Here is a 16308-nt window from a genome sequence, read left to right as displayed (position 1 = left end):
AATCAACGCGAATCAGGAGCAAAAATTGTGAAATTACACTGGTTACTACCTAGTACAATTGGCGGGATTGTCTTACTATCATCGCCAGCTTTGGCTGCGAGACTAGAATCTTGGCGTTTTGACATTACTCAAAATCGTCTGGAAATTAACACTGCGGGTGCTGTTCAACCCCAAGCACAATTGGTATTTAACCCCACACGGTTGGTAATTGATTTACCAGGTGTCACCGTTGGCAATTCACCGTCAACGCAGCCTGTAGGTGGGGCAGTTCGGGTTGTACGGGCGGCGCAGTTTGACCCCCAAACAACACGTATAGTTGTGGAACTGAATCCTGGCTATACGTTAGACCCCCAGCAAGTAAAATTTATAGGTATTACTGCTAGTCGTTGGTCAGTACAATTACCGACTCCGGAATTGGATACAGCAGCTCCTAACAACGCAGTTACATTACAGCAAGAAGTCGCCACGCCACCAGATACAGGCAGAACGACGGCATCAGCCCTTGCTCCTAGAAATATTTATAGTGTGGTGAGAACAGGCTCTAACACATCAAATAATAAAGAGTCGATTGTCAATCAAGTAGCAGCAGTCACTCAAATTGAGGATTTACGAATCACAGGTGATGGGTTTTTCATCCGCACTAGTGGGGGAAATCCGCAAATTCAGCTGAATCGCAGTCAGGACAAGCGGGAAATTAATATTGATATTGCTGGTGCGTCTTTGTCGCCTAAATTAGGGCAACAAGATTTATCGATTAATCGTTATGGTGTCAGCAATATTCAATTCACTCAACTGTCAGCACAACCATCCACTGTGCGGATGACCTTACAGGTAGATAAAAATAGTCCAGATTGGCGAACCAGCACCAGCAGTATTGGTGGGTTTGTAGTTTTGCCAAGTCGTGGTATTGCCAGATTGCCGGAAACTAATAAATCTAGCCCCAACCCGACACCACCACCTGTTACTACTGTTAGTAACTCTTTAGCCACCATTCAATCTGTAGAATTAGCAGGTAATGGTACGCAACTGTTGATTCGCGGCGACCAAAATTTATCCGCCACTGGTGGATGGGATAGATCCTCTGGTCTGTTTAGGATTAATATTCCTAATGCAAAGTTAGCTACCACTGTCACCGGCCCGGCTTTGGATGCCAATAGTCCTGTCCTCAGGGTACGTTTGCAAACACAAGCACCAAACTCAGTCAATGTTTTGGTTCAACCAGCCACTGGAGTGCAAATTGGCGAAGTTAACCAACTCAGTAGCCAGTTAGTCGTTTTACAATTACAACGCTCCCGTGCAGTTACTCCGCCAGTAAGTTTACCGCCCCTACCCCTACCCAACCGAGACTCATCACCAAATCTGGCCATTGACATTCCCCCACCCACATCTCAACCAGGGACAAGCCCTACAAATCCCAGAGGCAAATTGAGAGTAGTAGTTGACCCTGGACATGGCGGTAAAGACCCAGGAGCTATTGGTTTGGGTGGATTAAAAGAAAAAGATGTAATATTACCTATTAGTAGACGGATAGCAGAAATTTTAGAGCAAAATGGTGTCCAAGCAGTTTTAACACGGGATTCTGACTTTTTTGTCGAACTCCAGGGACGGGTAGATATTGCCGAACGAGTTAATGCGACTTTATTTGTCAGCATTCACGCTAATTCCGTTGGCGATCGCCCGGAGGTGAATGGATTAGAGACATACTATTATGAAAGCGGCAGTCGTTTAGCTCAAGCAGTTCACAATAGCATTCTGCAAAATATTAGTACTATTAAAGACCGAAAAACCCGCCAAGCTAGATTTTACGTTCTCAGAAAAAGTTCTATGCCTGCGATTTTAGTAGAAGTAGGTTATATGACAGGTCGAGAAGATAACCCCCGCTTGGGAACACCAGATTATCAAAATCGCATGGCAGAGGCGATCGCAAATGGTGTCCTCAAATATTTACAGCAAAGGTAAAATCCAACTAGGGGCTAGACATTAGAGGCTTGAGGCTAGTCCCTATATAGTAGTCAGTTAGCAAATTCTCTGCTAAATTCTGTATTTTATACCCCAATAACCTAATTCAATAATCTACCTGTGTATTCATCTTCCTTGTTTGAAGGCAACCTTGACGATGTTTCTGCTCAAGAACCTCAACGTTCCCCAATCGGCGTTTTTGACAGTGGTGTGGGTGGGCTGACGGTACTGCGACAACTCTATCGGCATCTACCCAATGAATCGATTATTTACTTTGGCGATACTGCTCGGCTGCCTTACGGTATTCGTTCACAAGCAGAAATATTACAGTATGTGCGTGAAATCCTGCACTGGATGCAACAGCAACGCGTCAAAATGGTAGTTATGGCTTGTAATACAAGTTCTGCCTTGGCATTAGAAATAGTCCGTGGAGAATTTGACCTGCCCATTCTCGGAGTAATTCTCCCAGGGGCTAAAGCAGCAGTCCAGCAGGGAAAGCGCATTGGTGTGATTGCTACCCCAGCCACAGCAAAAAGCAATGCCTATCGCCACGCAATTCTAGAAATTGACCCCAGTGTCCAAGTCTGGCAAGTCAGTTGTCCAGAGTTTGTGCCACTGATTGAGCAAAATCGGATCAATGACCCCTACACTACTGAAGTAGCACGCTCATATTTAGAGCCGCTGATTCAGCAAAATATTGACACCTTAGTTTACGGCTGTACTCATTATCCCCACTTGGCACCAGTACTGCGATCGCTTCTACCTGCTCATGTCAAATTAGTTGACCCAGCAGTTCACGTTGTGGCAGCTTGTACTCAAGAATTAGAACTACTCGGTTTAAGTAATACTCACCCCCCACTACCCACTCGCTTTGCTGTTAGTGGCTGTCCACAACAGTTTGCCCAATCCGGTGTGCAGTTGCTAGGCCATACCCCTATGGTTGAGGTTGTAGATTTTACTGATACAGCAGTTTCCCAATTCTAATCAAGCTTTGTTCAGCTATAGCTATGATGAAATATAAAAACCCTGATTTCTCAAAGAAACCGGGGTTTTTACACATCACAGAAGATTACCACTCAAAATTACCAAAAATTGGACTGTTGACTGCCGAGCTAGTCTATTGGCTATTGACTGCCTCACTGACATTACTGACATTAGAGTTTGCTGACACATCTTGCTTATATTTTCCTGGGTTTATTGTCGGCAAATTCCTCGGAGCAGATTTTTGACCAGTTCGCTTTGCTAGAGCTAGTAATAGGTAAACTGTGAACAAATATCCAGCAGCTAAAATAAAAATCAACATAGGCATCTTCCCGTAAATCATTGTTCTACCAGCACCTTTTCTGAAAGGAATATGAAATTTTATAAAATTAGTAAAAATTCAACCGACCAAGAGATTCTTGATGGCTGTAGTTTGCTATACTGAAATTTCGCCGTACAGCTGTGATTCTCTACGGTTAAATAAATAATTGTTTAACTAAGTTTTTGCAGACAAAACACCACAACAGCTAAATTGCTAGACAGCAATTTGAACTGCACTCCTCAGCAGTCTACTTAGTCTGCATTATTTTGGGCTTACCTCTATGACAAGAGCAGCCTTAGCTACTAAAGTAAGCTAAAGCCTTGCAGTGATAACCATACGGATACCGCGAAGCTCCATCCCAGGAGGCTTTTTTGCCGAATTAAATAACCAAGAAATTGTTTCCTTAATTTTTAATTCACGGCGAAGACTTATTTTAGACCCTCAAAACCATATAGGTAATTTTACCTAAAGGCATCTTACCTGTTGGAGAATGAGTACCTGAAAAATTTAAAATCCCTAGATTTTAGCGTAACACAATGATCCTGAGTTTTCAGCAGACTTTGGAGTCAATTTTGAAATTTTTTTGGGGCAAAAATCTAGGCTGGGAGAAGCTAATTTTGGCTTTATTAGTAAAAAGTATAAATTTTAACTCTTACTTAAAAAATAAGTTGTAAAGTATTGTGTTAAATACAACTTTTAATACTGTTGTCCGAAAATTTATTTTGGCTAAAAACCCTGAATATTCCTTTATTTAGACAAATTTACGAAAAAATTTAGCTTAATTGTACTAGTGTAAAATATTACATAATTTTACATAAATTTTATGTCCTTAATTTTTCACAACACAAATAACACATAAAAAATTTTTCCTTGACTTGACAAAATATTTTCATGAATCAGAGATAAGGCTGTAGAGCTTAACCACAAAGCGTTTTTCCAATTTACGCTTGTGTGGAAACTAAACTATTTATGCAGAATAAATGTAGAATCAGCCAGTATTCTCTCATCAAAACTTTGCGCTGGCACAGGGTTATCTTAAAATGAGTGTAGGATATGTAAACTTTCGTAACCTAAGCCAGAGTCCGCCCATCCATGACCCCAGCCACCTCCCTGTTTACCCCTGTGGAAGCAGACCTGCAACTACTAGCAGAAAACCTCAAGCAGCTAGTTGGAAATCGCCACCCCATCCTCTTTGCAGCAGCCGAACATCTATTCGGAGCTGGGGGCAAGCGTATCAGACCAGCAATTGTGTTGCTGATATCGCGGGCGACAATGTTAGAACAAGACATTACTCCACGTCATCGACGCCTAGCAGAAATTACAGAAATGATTCACACGGCAAGCCTAGTGCATGACGATGTGGTAGATGAATCGCAGATGCGACGTGGTGTACCCACAGTTCATAGTTTGTTCGGGAATCGTATTGCCGTCTTGGCAGGAGATTTTCTCTTTGCCCAATCGTCCTGGTATTTAGCCAATCTGGATAATTTGGCAGTGGTGAAACTACTATCTGAAGTAATTATGGATCTAGCTACTGGGGAGATCCAGCAGGGACTGAATTGCTTTGACAATAGCATCTCCATTGAGACGTACTTAAAAAAGAGCTATTACAAAACAGCTTCATTAATGGCCAATAGTTCCAAAGCTGCTGGGTTACTTAGTGACGTCTCCCCAGAAACCGCTGACCATTTGTACGCCTACGGACGTCATCTAGGTTTAGCATTTCAGATTGTGGATGATATTTTAGATTTCACCAGTACAACAGATACTTTAGGCAAACCAGCAGGATCTGATCTCAAAAGTGGTAATCTGACTGCGCCTGTTTTATTCGCTCTTAAGGAAAAACCATACCTGGAAGTGCTGATTGAAAGGGAATTTACCCAGGAAAGCGATTTAGAGCAAGCGCTAGAGTTGATTCAAAATAGTCAAGGTATACAGCAGGCACGGGAACTAGCAGACCACCATGCCAAGCTAGCAGTTGATCATCTGGCTGTGTTACCGCCTTCGGCATCACACCAGGCATTGATTCATATAGCTGACTATGTACTGAGCCGACTTTATTAACCAATTTTAGATTTTTCATCATAAATTGGAACTTTTGCAAAAACTTTGCTACTCAAGAAAATTTTTTCTGGCAAAATTCCTCAGACGGAGATGGGATTTTAGATTGTATCTAATAAATCCCATCTCCGTAATTTATTTATGCAATATTTGGGGGTATGTTTTTACCCGATCGCTGTTGTTTTAGCTGTTGTTGCAAGAGATTTTGCAATTCTGAGCGTTTGACTTCCAAGGTATGAGTGGTCTTACCCGGCGTCTCCAAAAAAACGATACTATCTACGGGTTCTAATGCCACCAGTTGGAACAAAATATGGGTGACGGGAACAATTTTCGCTAGCATTTGAGGGTCAAGCCCAGCAGGTGAAATTAGGGAGACATCCTGTATGGTAGGAAAAGCGTAGATAACACGCTTCTCAAATCCTGCATTTGCCCGATTGCTCAATGTAGTTAAAACCCAGTTCTCTTCCGAATTTTGAAGAATATAGTATTGGGAATGACGTAATCTAAGAGCGATCGCGCTTAATACAGGAGCAATTGCTGAGACAAGATGTGGTGTTATGCCATCGCGGGGTGCATTATCAATCAGCAATTGAATTTGTGTTTTTAAATCCATAATGACTTGTAAACGGCATGGTGGGTAATGGCAAAAACATCTATCGACATGTGAACAATCCCATCAGACTTGGGAACAATAAAAGTATTCACATCCTAAATGCTCGATAGTCCTGCGTTTAGCTTATACGCAAATCCACAAAGCCAATACCCACGGTCGTAACAGGTTGTATTTAAGTATTTTAGGGTCTTTTGAAAACCGAGACTATGAATTCAGCCGCAACCGCAACAATTCCAAACACAACATTTCCCACCCCAGCAGTTCAGGGAGACAATTCTATCGGCGTGGAGGGGACATTTCAACTTTTGTTGAAGGAGCTTCAGGAGTCTACCAAAGCTTCCAAACAAAATTGCCACGATGTAGCAACCCGAATTACCACCGAAGTATACCGGATTTGCAGCGAAAGTAAACGTATCCAAGCTTCCGGTGCTGTAGAAAGCTCTGCTATATCCCTGGCACGGCATCGGCTGCAACAGTGTCTCAGGTACTATCAGTTAGGTTCCAGTCGAGGTAGGGTAGAGTTACACAGTACTCTCAGTGCCATTATTTATCGTTACATTAATCCTCCCCAACGGCAGTTGAGCTATCAAGGGCGACTGACCATTATTGAAGATTTTCTCCAAGGTTTTTATCTGGAAGCTTTAAATGCTTTCCGACGAGAAAATCAAATGGGCCCTACATATCGTCCCCAAACTCTCCTGGAATTGGCAGAGTATATGGCATTTACAGAGCGCTATGGTAAGCGGCGCATACCTTTACCAGGGCGGCAACAGCAGCTAATTATCCTGCGGGCCCAAACTTTTTCGCAACAGCAACCCCAGGAAACCAGCGTAGATATAGAACAAGCCGCAGAAGGTAGCTCTAACGATAATGACGGTTCTTGGGAAGAGCCAGCAGTACAGCAATTGCGTTCAGCAATGGCTACGCAAGCGGAACCAGAACCGGAAGAAGATACTTTACGTTCCGTGGTGATTACGGAATTAATGGATTACCTGGAACAACGGCAACAATCTGATTGTGCTGATTACTTTGCTCTTCGTCTCCAGGATTTACCTACCCAAGAAATTGAATCGATTTTAGGTTTAACTCCCCGCCAGAGAGATTACCTACAACAACGATTTAAATATCATCTAATTCGGTTTGCCTTATTGCATCGTTGGGAATTAGTTCACGAGTGGTTGGAAGCCTCACTGCATACTAATTTAGGTTTGACTCCCCAGCAATGGCAAGATTATACAGCCCAATTGGATGATAAACAACGCTCGTTACTAGAATTGAAACAACAAGGACAACCAGATGAAAAAATTGCCAAAGCTTTGGGTTTGTCCACAGCCCAACTGCAAAAACGCTGGTTTAAGATTCTGGAACAAGCATGGGAAATTCGTAACTCCCTAGTGTCCGGATCAGGTGCATCTACTCATGAATAGTAACTCAGAATCCTCACAGAACCATATACTCGATGGGTTGTTGGCAAATAAAGTTAACATCCATGAGCCTAAATGGGTAGATTGTGAGGAAGATGACGGGGTATATGACCCTCTCAAGGAGGTAGCCGCCTTAACAGGCGGTGAGCCAGAATTGGGAGGAATCGCCCAAACCTTTCAATTGGGAGAAATTCCTACTGTGCAAGAACGTTTCCAAGCCGTCCTTAAACGTCGGCTACAAATCCAAGTCGAAGACCACCCTCCTTTATTTCCTTGGGAGTCTCAATTAGTAGAGTACCCAGATTTTGTAGAAGAGCGATCGCTAGCATTAACTCCGAGTTGGGGATGGATGGCACAACAGTCAAAACTGAATCTGCCCATCCCCTTACCGGAGAAAGTTTTCCAAGAACTTTTGGAAAGATGTCAAGGAATGATCACTTCTTCACTACCTCTAGGGGCAAAACTAGTACAGGTAGTAGAGAGCTTTTTCCCCAACGAATCGCAAACAATCAATGATCTAGCTGGATTGGTGCTAAGAAGCACCTATAGATCTGTGGATACTCTGGAAACCATGCCGCAAATTCAGAGCGATTATTCAGATTTACAGCCGCGTCAACAGATGGCATTGTCACTCATGGCAGCTAAACAACTGCTAGACGATTTGACTTTACCAGTGTCATCCACTAATCCAGTAGTAGAAAGACAATGGCTAACGAACGAAGGAACTCTGAAGCTGAGGGTAGAATACCAATCTCAGGGTCAGATGACGCATTTGCGTGTTCAAAGTGAGTTACCCGCCGCGGGAATTTTGCAGCTGCAAGGTGATGGCAACCAAGCAGTAGCAAAATCTTCGACTCCGGGAGCTTTGAGTGTTGAGTTATACTGCAATCAAGTTAACCCGACGTACACTTTGGAAGTTGAGTTTCCAGAGTTGGACGCACAGCCATTGTTATTTGTGATTAACCCCACAATTTAGGACAGCAAGGCGCAACAGGGATACTTCAAAATGTTCAAAATCTCAAAGTAAAAGCTTTTTGACTTTTGAGTTTTGAATTGCGTGCAGACCAACGTGAGCATATGAGGTTGATTAACACTGATCAATCCTATGGTTTTCGTGGTTTTGAAGATGATTTGTTTTTAGTAACAGATCATTAGGGCTTCTACTTTTTAACAAGCGATCATTAGGGTTTCTACATTAACCGCAATCAAAATGACACATGTATAAGATACTTAAACTCCCAAAGGCTACCTTCGGGGAGTTCCTGTTTTCTTTAGAGGAACTCGCATCAACAATATAAATGAGCAAGTAAGGTAGTCAGTTTATATCCCCAACATTGTGTCTATGGCATAACAACATCCCTTTGCTGACATCTCAATGTTTAACTTATCCAGGATCAATCAGGTTTGGCTTCTACCTTTAGGTCGTTACAAGTGGCAAAATGCCCAAGGATCGCCTGCACTGGAAGTGGAAGAGGCAATTTCCTTAAGAGTGCTAGTGCTGGCGTTGGTAATCATGGGAATTGTCGCCACGGATATTTCGGCTGCGACTAGGTTTAGTCTGTGGGCAGTGCCGTTAAGTATGGTGGGTGCTGGTTGGAGTTATTATCGTCGCCATAGTACCAATGTGCCAGTAAAGTTTTGCATCGCCATTGGCATGTTAATTGCTTTGGGTGCTTTCTTCGGGCGATTGCTGGGAGAATTGAATGATACTCGACTGGCATTGGCGGAGTTATTGATTCAACTGCAAATACTCCATAGCTTTGATATGCCCCGGCGTAAAGATTTGGGCTATTCCATAGTTATCGGATTGATTTTATTGGGTGTAGCCGCAACACTCAGCCAAACTCTGGCTTTTGCACCAGTGCTGCTGTTATTTTTAGCGATCGCCTTGCCGACTTTAGGATTAAACTATCGCTCACAACTCGGTCTGAATAAAGCAAAAACCCCCAGTTTAAAATCAAAAAAACCAAAATTATCTTCTAATTTATCTGTTTATTTTTTACTTTTTACAGTAGTTGTCGCCCTAGGGCTGACAATTTTTGCGGTTTTACCGAGATTCCCTGGCTATCAGCTGCGGAATTTTCCTGTAAGTGGGCCGATTAATGTCCAGGATAATTTTACAGGTCGGAGCATTATTAATCCTGGTTATGTCCGCCCAGGTAATGCTAATGGCCAAGGTGATGGCAATGGTGAGGGACAAAGCCAAACAGGTCAACCAGGTAGTTTAGATCAAAGCTTTTATTACGGTTTTAATAGCCAGATTAACCAAAACCTGCGGGGAGAAATGACCCCTAAGGTAGTCATGCGGGTACGATCGCAAATCGAAGGATTTTGGCGAGTATTAGCATTTGACCATTACACCGGCAAAGGATGGGAGATTTCTCGCAATGAGGAAGTTAGTACCCACAGGCGATCTCCTTGGTCTTACCAAATACGTCTACCTTTACCAATATTTACTGGTCGTACTAGAGAAATAGTCCAAACTTACACAGTGGTGTCAGACTTGCCTAACCTGATACCGGCTATGGCGCATCCCAAAGAAATTTACTTTCCCACGCCAATTATTGCTGTTGATCAAGAAAATGGGTTGCGATCGCCTGTGAGTTTATCTGAAGGACTCACCTATACTGTGATTTCTGAAGTCCCTTACCGCGATCGCACTTTATTAGGTGAAACTTCTACTAAGTATCCACCAAATATTCAAAAATATTATCTGCAAGTTCCTCCAGAAATTAACGAAAAAGTCCGGCAACGTACTGAAGAAATTATTGCCAACTATAATCAAGAACGAATATCACAGTCTTCTAAAACCTTAGATTCAACTTACGAAAAAGCACTTTATTTAGCTCAGTATCTCAAACAAAACTACTCTATTCCCGAAAATCCCTTAGGACTACCGTTTTTAGGGGAAGACGAAGATTTGGTAGAGGCTTTTTTATTCAAGCATAAAGGCGGCTATCCAGACCATTTCTCCACAGTTCTCACGGTCATGCTGCGTTCCGTTGGTATCCCAGCGCGGCTAGTTGCGGGGTTTGGTGCAGGAGAGTTTAATCCCTTTACAGGAATGTACGTTGTCCGCAACACAGATGCTTTTGCGATGACAGAAGTGTATTTCCCTAGATATGGCTGGTTCGCCTTTAACCCCATTCCCAATCAGCCTTTGATTCCCCCTTCCATTGAGGATATTCAGACATTTAGTGTGCTGCGGCAGTTTTGGCAATGGGTGGCTGGTTGGTTACCTTCTCCAGTAACGGGATTCCTCAATCATGTATTGGGAATTATATTTAGCTGGTTGACTAGGGCGATCGCTTGGTTCTTGGCTTTATTTTCTCAAGGTTGGCTGGGTATATTGACCGGCCTAATTGTGGCGACCACAACAGCCTTTTTGGGTTGGCTAGGTTGGGAACAGTGGCAAGAATGGCTGAAGCGCCGTTGGTTGAAGAAATTGCCCCCGATGGAAAATTTATATCAGCAAATGCTGGAATGGGCATCAATTAAAGGTCTGACTAAACATCCAGCACAAACACCTCTAGAGTATGCCAGCGGAGTACACCAGCATCATCCCCCAGCAACGGCTGAGGTAATAGATGAAATTTGCCAAGCTTATGTAGGCTGGCGTTATGGTGGTCATGCACCTAACTTGAATCAACTGCGAGAAAGATGGCAAATACTGAAGAAGACAGCAAATTAATTTAAGTATGGTAAGGCATCGCCTAAAAACTCTAGGCGTTCATGATGCATTTCACCAGAATTTTCGTTAACGTAGGAACGGTGAGTCAACGACTGCTGTAAAAACTGTTCGTTGTGAAAATTTAATAATTCATGCATTTCTCTTCTGTTTCTTGATCGTTTCTTGCTTATTCATACAGAACCTCTAGTTATTTTGTGAGGCAGTATCAGCAGATCAATCTATATTTTCACCTAAAATTTTAGACAAAGCTGAATAGGTAATATCTAAGTCGAAGAAACAATATTTGCTACTTATCAGTCTCCAGACTGAGGAAAATTCTGACGACATCCAGTTTTAATCGAGATTTTTACTCAAAGTAACATTACATCCATTAATTAGATTGTATTTTTACGGTTTCGCATATGTCTTGGGGAATATTTTCAGTAGATTTAGCTATTTATTAGCTAAAAAACCCATTTGTCCTTTAAAAACTCAGGGAAGCTTGTCGTAAAGCGTTGTAACTGCGATTTTTTGGGGATAACATGGGAATAAATACCTTACCAGTTTGTCACACCACATTTGGTGTCTGTTTTTTATGGAAATACAATTAATCAATATCGGTTTCGGTAACATTGTGTCTGCTAACCGAGTAGTTGCCATTGTTAGCCCCGAATCTGCGCCCATTAAACGGATCATTACCGATGCGCGGGACAGAGGTCAACTAGTGGATGCAACTTATGGTCGTCGGACTAGGGCTGTAATTATCACTGATTCCAGCCACGTGATTTTGTCAGCGATTCAACCGGAAACGGTAGCGAACCGCTTTGTGATTTCTCGCGATCATCATGCTGTAGATAATTGACTTCATGTAATGTAGGTCAATAACCCTACCCCTATTTGCACCACATCGGCCGTACCATGTGAATTAGACAAGTTTTCTGTCACCCGTGCTACAAATTTGTTCGTCAAAGATTTTTCTGATAACGAACATAAAGCTAATGACTCATACATAATGTCGATTGATTAATTCACAGGTTAAACGGATGATGCAAGTTTTACCCACCCAGAGTAGCGCTACTACCAAAGAATGCCCATCTCCAGGTAGGCTGATTGTTTTAACTGGCCCTAGTGGGGTTGGTAAAGGAACTTTAATGCAAGCGCTATTAAAACGTCATCCGGAACTTTATTATTCTGTATCCGTGACGACTCGTTCTCCTCGTCCAGGAGAAACTGATGGCAAAAATTATTACTTTATTAGCCGTAGTAAGTTTGAACAATTAATTGCTCAAGGTGAATTCTTAGAGTGGGCAGAATTTGCTGGTAACTATTACGGTACACCCCGTGAAGCAGTGCTTAACCAAGTTCAATCTGGTAAGTTAGTGGTGCTAGAAATTGAACTAGAAGGGGCAAGACAAATCCGTGCTTCCTTCCCTGCTGCCCTCAGCATTTTTATTTTACCGCCTTCCCTAAATGAATTAGAACAACGGATACGTGGTCGCGCCCAAGATTCGGAAGAAGCGATCGCCCGTCGTCTATGCCGTGCTGAAGAAGAAATTCAAGCTGTGGACGAATTTGATGTAAAAATTGTTAATGATGATTTAGAAAAGGCTCTTAACGCCATCGAAGGGACTTTGTTTGGCTAATTGAGGGTCTTTAGTAGCATCAGAAGCATTGATAATACCCTACCAAAAAGGACACACAGAAAGGGCAGGACTTTTCTCTTGTGTCCTTTCGAGGACTGTCATCCTGGCTAGAGTCGTCAACTACCAAGCAAAATTTCCACAATTTTATCTACGAATCAGGCAAAGTCAAAATTAAATGTAAAATAAGGTTTCGTTCGTAGTGAGCGATTTATCGCTCTGTTTCCAGGCTTTAAAGGGCTAGAGCCGCTGACTACAAACTTTCAATAAGTCTTTCTATTTATATATTTTTTTATACATGTGCCGTTTACTCGCTTATATAGGTTTACCTGTTTCATTAGAAAAAATATTGTATAAACCTGAACATTCTTTAATAGTTCAGAGTTACCAACCACGCGAAATGACTTCTGGGGTTGTCAATGCAGATGGTTTTGGTGTGGGTTGGTATCATCATCAAAAAGAGGCTGAACCCTTTACGTATAAAAATACACTACCTATTTGGAATGATGTAAATTTACCTGATTTGAGCCGTTATGTAGAATCTAAGTGTTTACTAGCTTATGTTCGCAGCGCTACAGAAGGACAAGCTTTAGATTTTGCTAATTGTCAGCCTTTTAGTTATCAACAACAGCTATTCATTCACAATGGATTTATTGAAAATTTTCGCAAAACATTACACCGCAAAATCCGTAGTATTTTAACTCACGATTTTTACGAAAAAATTAATGGGAATACTGATTCGGAACACATTTTCGCCTTGCTACTTTCCCAGACTCAAATTAACAAACATCGACCTCCAGAATATGCTTTACGCAATACATTAGTAACTTTATTAGAAATGGCAAAACGCCATACAATCAAAGTTTCAGCCAACATTGTTTTTAGTGATGGAAATCGTTTGATTGCTTCCCGCTTTGCCTCTAATGCACCTGCGCCATCGCTTTATTGGCTCAGAGATGATTTAAATTTTCCTCAATCTGTAATTATTGCCTCTGAACCGTTATTTACTGGTAATTGGACTGCTTTTCCAGAAAATAGCATTATCAGTGTGGGAGAAGACTGTGTTATCCAAGTTGACCAAATCTAGTGTCAAAGAATCTATTGCTTGTGCTTTACATGAGTGTCGTCATAAAACTCTAAAGTTGTTTGAGGGGATGGACGACTCGACATTTCGTAGTCAGCCTCATCCTGATTTTAGTCCCGTTGGCTGGCATTTAGGTCACATTGCTTATATTGAGTCTTTGTGGTTACTAGAACATAGTGCGGGTTTACCTTGCTTGTTTCCCCAATATCGCAAACTATTGGCGGCTGATGGTTTACCGAAATCAGAACGTGTACAATTACCTAATTTAGAGGAAATTCTCTATTATCTGGACACGGTAAGAAACAAAGTTTTAGAACACTTGGAAGTAGTTGATATTGAACGTGAAGAACGTTTGTGGCGCTTTTTGATTCAGCATGAAAGCCAACATAGTGAAATTATTAGCTTTGTGTGGGAACTGTTGAAAAGGGAAGAGGGGGCGCTGGAGAAAAAAGTAAATGATGCCCCTTCTTACAGTAATATTACAGAGATGGTGGAAATTCCGGCGGGGGAGTTTGAGCAGGGGCAAGATTCTATAGATGCTCTGGATAATGAGCAACCTGCACATAAAGTATATTTAAACACTTATTATATTGATCAGTACCCGGTGACTTGTGGGCAGTATCGGGTATTCATGGCAGCGGGAGGCTATGAAAATTATCGCTGGTGGTCAGAGGCGGGATGGCAATGGCGACAAACTGAGCAGATAATACAACCACTTTACTGGTGTGGCGATCGCAATGTGGATAATCACCCAGTTTATGGTGTGAGTTGGTATGAAGCCGAAGCATACTCGCGGTTTGTGGGAAAAAGACTACCAACAGAAGCCGAGTGGGAAAAAGCTGCTAGTTGGGATGCTCAAGCTAATTGTCGCCGCATCTATCCGTGGGGTAATGAATTACCTACATCGGAAAATTGTAACTGCGATTCCTACGGAGCGCTTCGCTATCGCCTCATTGGTCAGACTACGCCAGTAGATGCCTATCCAAAAGGACAAAGTGCCTATGGCTTATACGATACTCTCGGCAATGTCTGGGAATGGACGGCTTCTTGGTTTGATAATTACAAAGGTTTTCAGAGTTACCCTTACATCGGTTACTCACAAGTTTATTTTGATCAACAACATCGCGTTTTAAAAGGCGGTAGTTGGGCAACACGCCCTTGGGTACTGCGTTCTAGTTTTCGTAACTGGTATTATCCCCACATGCGCGAAATGTTCGCTGGATTTCGTTGTGCAGCTGACTAACTAAACAATTTGCAGTTTGCAGTTCGCAATTGTGTCAACCTTTTGGTTGGGAATCAGAGAAAATATCTAATGTTAGCTTGAAAGCTTGATTAATCTGGCTCAAGCGTGATGTTATGAGCTATAGCTATGTGTTTCACTGGCTGGGGTAAAGGTTTGCCCAACAAATGGAACCTATTACGCCAAACATACGGAGGTTGAATGTCAATATCTAAAGTTGCTAGCACCAAGGTGACACTGGAAAACAGCGTTGAACAGCGTTTGCAGGTACAGCATTTGGTAGCAGCAAATCGCGTAGTTGTCCCCAATACAGGCAATGATGTCATTAAGGGATTAACTCAAACACCCAAAACTATTCCTGCTTGTTACTTTTACGATGATCAGGGTTCTGAGCTATTTGAACAAATCTGTGAATTACCAGAATATTATCTGACACGCACAGAAACTGCGATTTTACAGGAGTATGCTGGTGAAATTGCCCAGATAACAGGTGCTTGTGAATTAGTCGAACTTGGTAGTGGTAGCTCGACAAAAACCCGAATCCTCTTGGATGCTTACCAGGAGTTAGACTATCCCCTGCGCTATCTTCCTATTGATGTGAGTGCTGGGATATTAGAAAGTAGTGCTAGGCAGCTATTAGCTGATTATCCCTCTTTACAAGTTCATGCACTTGCGGGAACCTACGAATTAGCATTAGCACAACTTGTACCTACCCAATTACCCAATCGGATGATTGCTTTTATTGGTAGCACTTTAGGTAATCTCCAGCCCCAAGAGTGTGATTTATTTTTGTCCCAAATTACCAATGCGCTGCAAGTGGGTGAATATTTTTTATTAGGGATAGATTTACAAAAGCCCAAAAATATCTTGGAACCAGCTTACAACGATCGCCAAGGTGTAACAGCAGCATTTAACCTGAATATGTTGGCGCATTTAAATCAACGGTTTGAGGGCAATTTTGATACCGCGCAGTTTGAACATTGGGCATTTTATAACGAAACAGCAAATCAAATCGAGATGCATTTACGCAGCTTGCGATCGCAAACTGTAGAATTAAAAGCTCTCAACGTCACTGTTAATTTTTCTCCAGGGGAAACTATCCTCACGGAAATTTCCCGCAAATTTGACCTGGAAACTATTCAACAGCAACTCACCGCACAAGGTTTAACACCGCTTCATGTGTGGACTGATCCACAGCAGTGGGTTGGGTTATTGCTTTGTCAGTTACAAAATTAGGGAGTAGGGAGTAGGGAGTGGGGAGTAGGGAGTAACGCAGAAATTTCCCCCCTGCCCCCTGCCCCCCTGCCTTTTTTC

At 42.3% G+C, this 16308-nt stretch carries 13 protein-coding genes and 1 pseudogene; 11 read left to right on the top strand and 3 right to left on the bottom strand.

All coding sequences use genetic code 11. The features are described 5' to 3' along the window. The first annotated feature begins 27 nt into the window (after positions 1–27). Positions 28–1959 carry an N-acetylmuramoyl-L-alanine amidase gene (locus tag ACM0OS_RS06405; protein ID WP_414542333.1) on the top strand — a complete coding sequence of 644 codons (1932 nt, stop codon included), beginning with the start codon at positions 28–30 and terminating at the stop codon, positions 1957–1959. A 120-nt stretch (positions 1960–2079) separates the two neighbouring features. After that, on the top strand, positions 2080–2943 hold the full coding sequence (gene murI / locus ACM0OS_RS06400) for a glutamate racemase (protein ID WP_414542332.1): 864 nt from the start codon (positions 2080–2082) through the stop codon (positions 2941–2943). 133 nt (positions 2944–3076) lie between these two features. On the opposite strand, the gene ACM0OS_RS06395 is transcribed toward murI, so the two are convergent. After that, positions 3077–3262 (bottom strand): hypothetical protein, encoded by a 186-nt coding sequence (locus ACM0OS_RS06395; protein WP_414542331.1) that lies wholly within the window; start codon positions 3260–3262, stop codon positions 3077–3079. Positions 3263–4354: 1092 nt separating this feature from the next. On the opposite strand from ACM0OS_RS06395, the gene sds reads away from it, so the two are divergent. Further along, positions 4355–5326, top strand: a complete 972-nt coding sequence (sds, locus tag ACM0OS_RS06390; RefSeq protein WP_414542330.1) for a solanesyl diphosphate synthase — start codon at positions 4355–4357, stop codon at positions 5324–5326. A 136-nt stretch (positions 5327–5462) separates the two neighbouring features. Here the strand turns inward: sds and ACM0OS_RS06385 are convergent, their stop codons facing one another. Continuing rightward, positions 5463–5936: a hypothetical protein gene (locus ACM0OS_RS06385; RefSeq protein WP_414542329.1), complete on the bottom strand. Its 474-nt coding sequence runs from the start codon at positions 5934–5936 to the stop codon at positions 5463–5465. Between the two features lie 206 nt (positions 5937–6142). Between ACM0OS_RS06385 and hetZ the strand changes: the two genes are divergently transcribed. The 3 genes from hetZ (at position 6143) to ACM0OS_RS06370 (ending at position 11051) form a co-directional block, all read left to right on the top strand. Next, positions 6143–7363, top strand: a complete 1221-nt coding sequence (gene hetZ, locus ACM0OS_RS06380; protein WP_414542328.1) for a heterocyst differentiation protein HetZ — start codon at positions 6143–6145, stop codon at positions 7361–7363. Further along, a complete protein-coding gene (locus ACM0OS_RS06375) occupies positions 7356–8336 on the top strand; it encodes a PatU (protein ID WP_414542327.1) in 981 nt (326 codons plus the stop codon). Before hetZ ends, ACM0OS_RS06375 begins: the two co-directional genes overlap by 8 nt. Positions 8337–8735: 399 nt before the next feature. Next, positions 8736–11051, top strand: coding sequence for a DUF3488 and DUF4129 domain-containing transglutaminase family protein (locus tag ACM0OS_RS06370; protein ID WP_414542326.1), 2316 nt, complete (start codon positions 8736–8738; stop codon positions 11049–11051). Positions 11052–11062: 11 nt separating this feature from the next. Here the strand turns inward: ACM0OS_RS06370 and ACM0OS_RS06365 are convergent. Then, positions 11063–11188, bottom strand: a pseudogene (locus ACM0OS_RS06365) (ribonuclease III); the annotation flags it as partial. Positions 11189–11625: 437 nt separating this feature from the next. Between ACM0OS_RS06365 and remA the strand changes: the two are divergent. The 5 genes from remA (at position 11626) to egtD (ending at position 16230) form a co-directional block, all read left to right on the top strand. Further along, positions 11626–11892 (top strand): extracellular matrix/biofilm regulator RemA, encoded by a 267-nt coding sequence (gene remA / locus ACM0OS_RS06360; protein ID WP_280793307.1) that lies wholly within the window; start codon positions 11626–11628, stop codon positions 11890–11892. A 181-nt stretch (positions 11893–12073) separates the two neighbouring features. Next, entirely contained in the window at positions 12074–12673 is a 600-nt protein-coding gene (gmk, locus tag ACM0OS_RS06355; RefSeq protein WP_414542325.1) for a guanylate kinase, read from the top strand. A 295-nt stretch (positions 12674–12968) separates the two neighbouring features. After that, a complete protein-coding gene (gene egtC / locus ACM0OS_RS06350) occupies positions 12969–13757 on the top strand; it encodes an ergothioneine biosynthesis protein EgtC (RefSeq protein ID WP_414542324.1) in 789 nt (262 codons plus the stop codon). Next, on the top strand, positions 13732–14997 hold the full coding sequence (locus ACM0OS_RS06345; protein ID WP_414542323.1) for an ergothioneine biosynthesis protein EgtB: 1266 nt from the start codon (positions 13732–13734) through the stop codon (positions 14995–14997). The genes egtC and ACM0OS_RS06345 overlap by 26 nt, the downstream gene beginning before the upstream one ends. 198 nt (positions 14998–15195) lie before the next feature. Beyond that, positions 15196–16230 (top strand): L-histidine N(alpha)-methyltransferase, encoded by a 1035-nt coding sequence (gene egtD / locus ACM0OS_RS06340; RefSeq protein WP_414542322.1) that lies wholly within the window; start codon positions 15196–15198, stop codon positions 16228–16230. The last annotated feature ends 78 nt before the right edge of the window (positions 16231–16308 follow it).

Source organism: Nostoc sp. CCY0012 (assembly GCF_963920855.1).
Lineage (GTDB): Bacteria > Cyanobacteriota > Cyanobacteriia > Cyanobacteriales > Nostocaceae > Cyanocohniella.
Note: the sequence above shows the minus strand (reverse complement) of the source record. Positions and strands in the feature narration are given on the sequence as shown.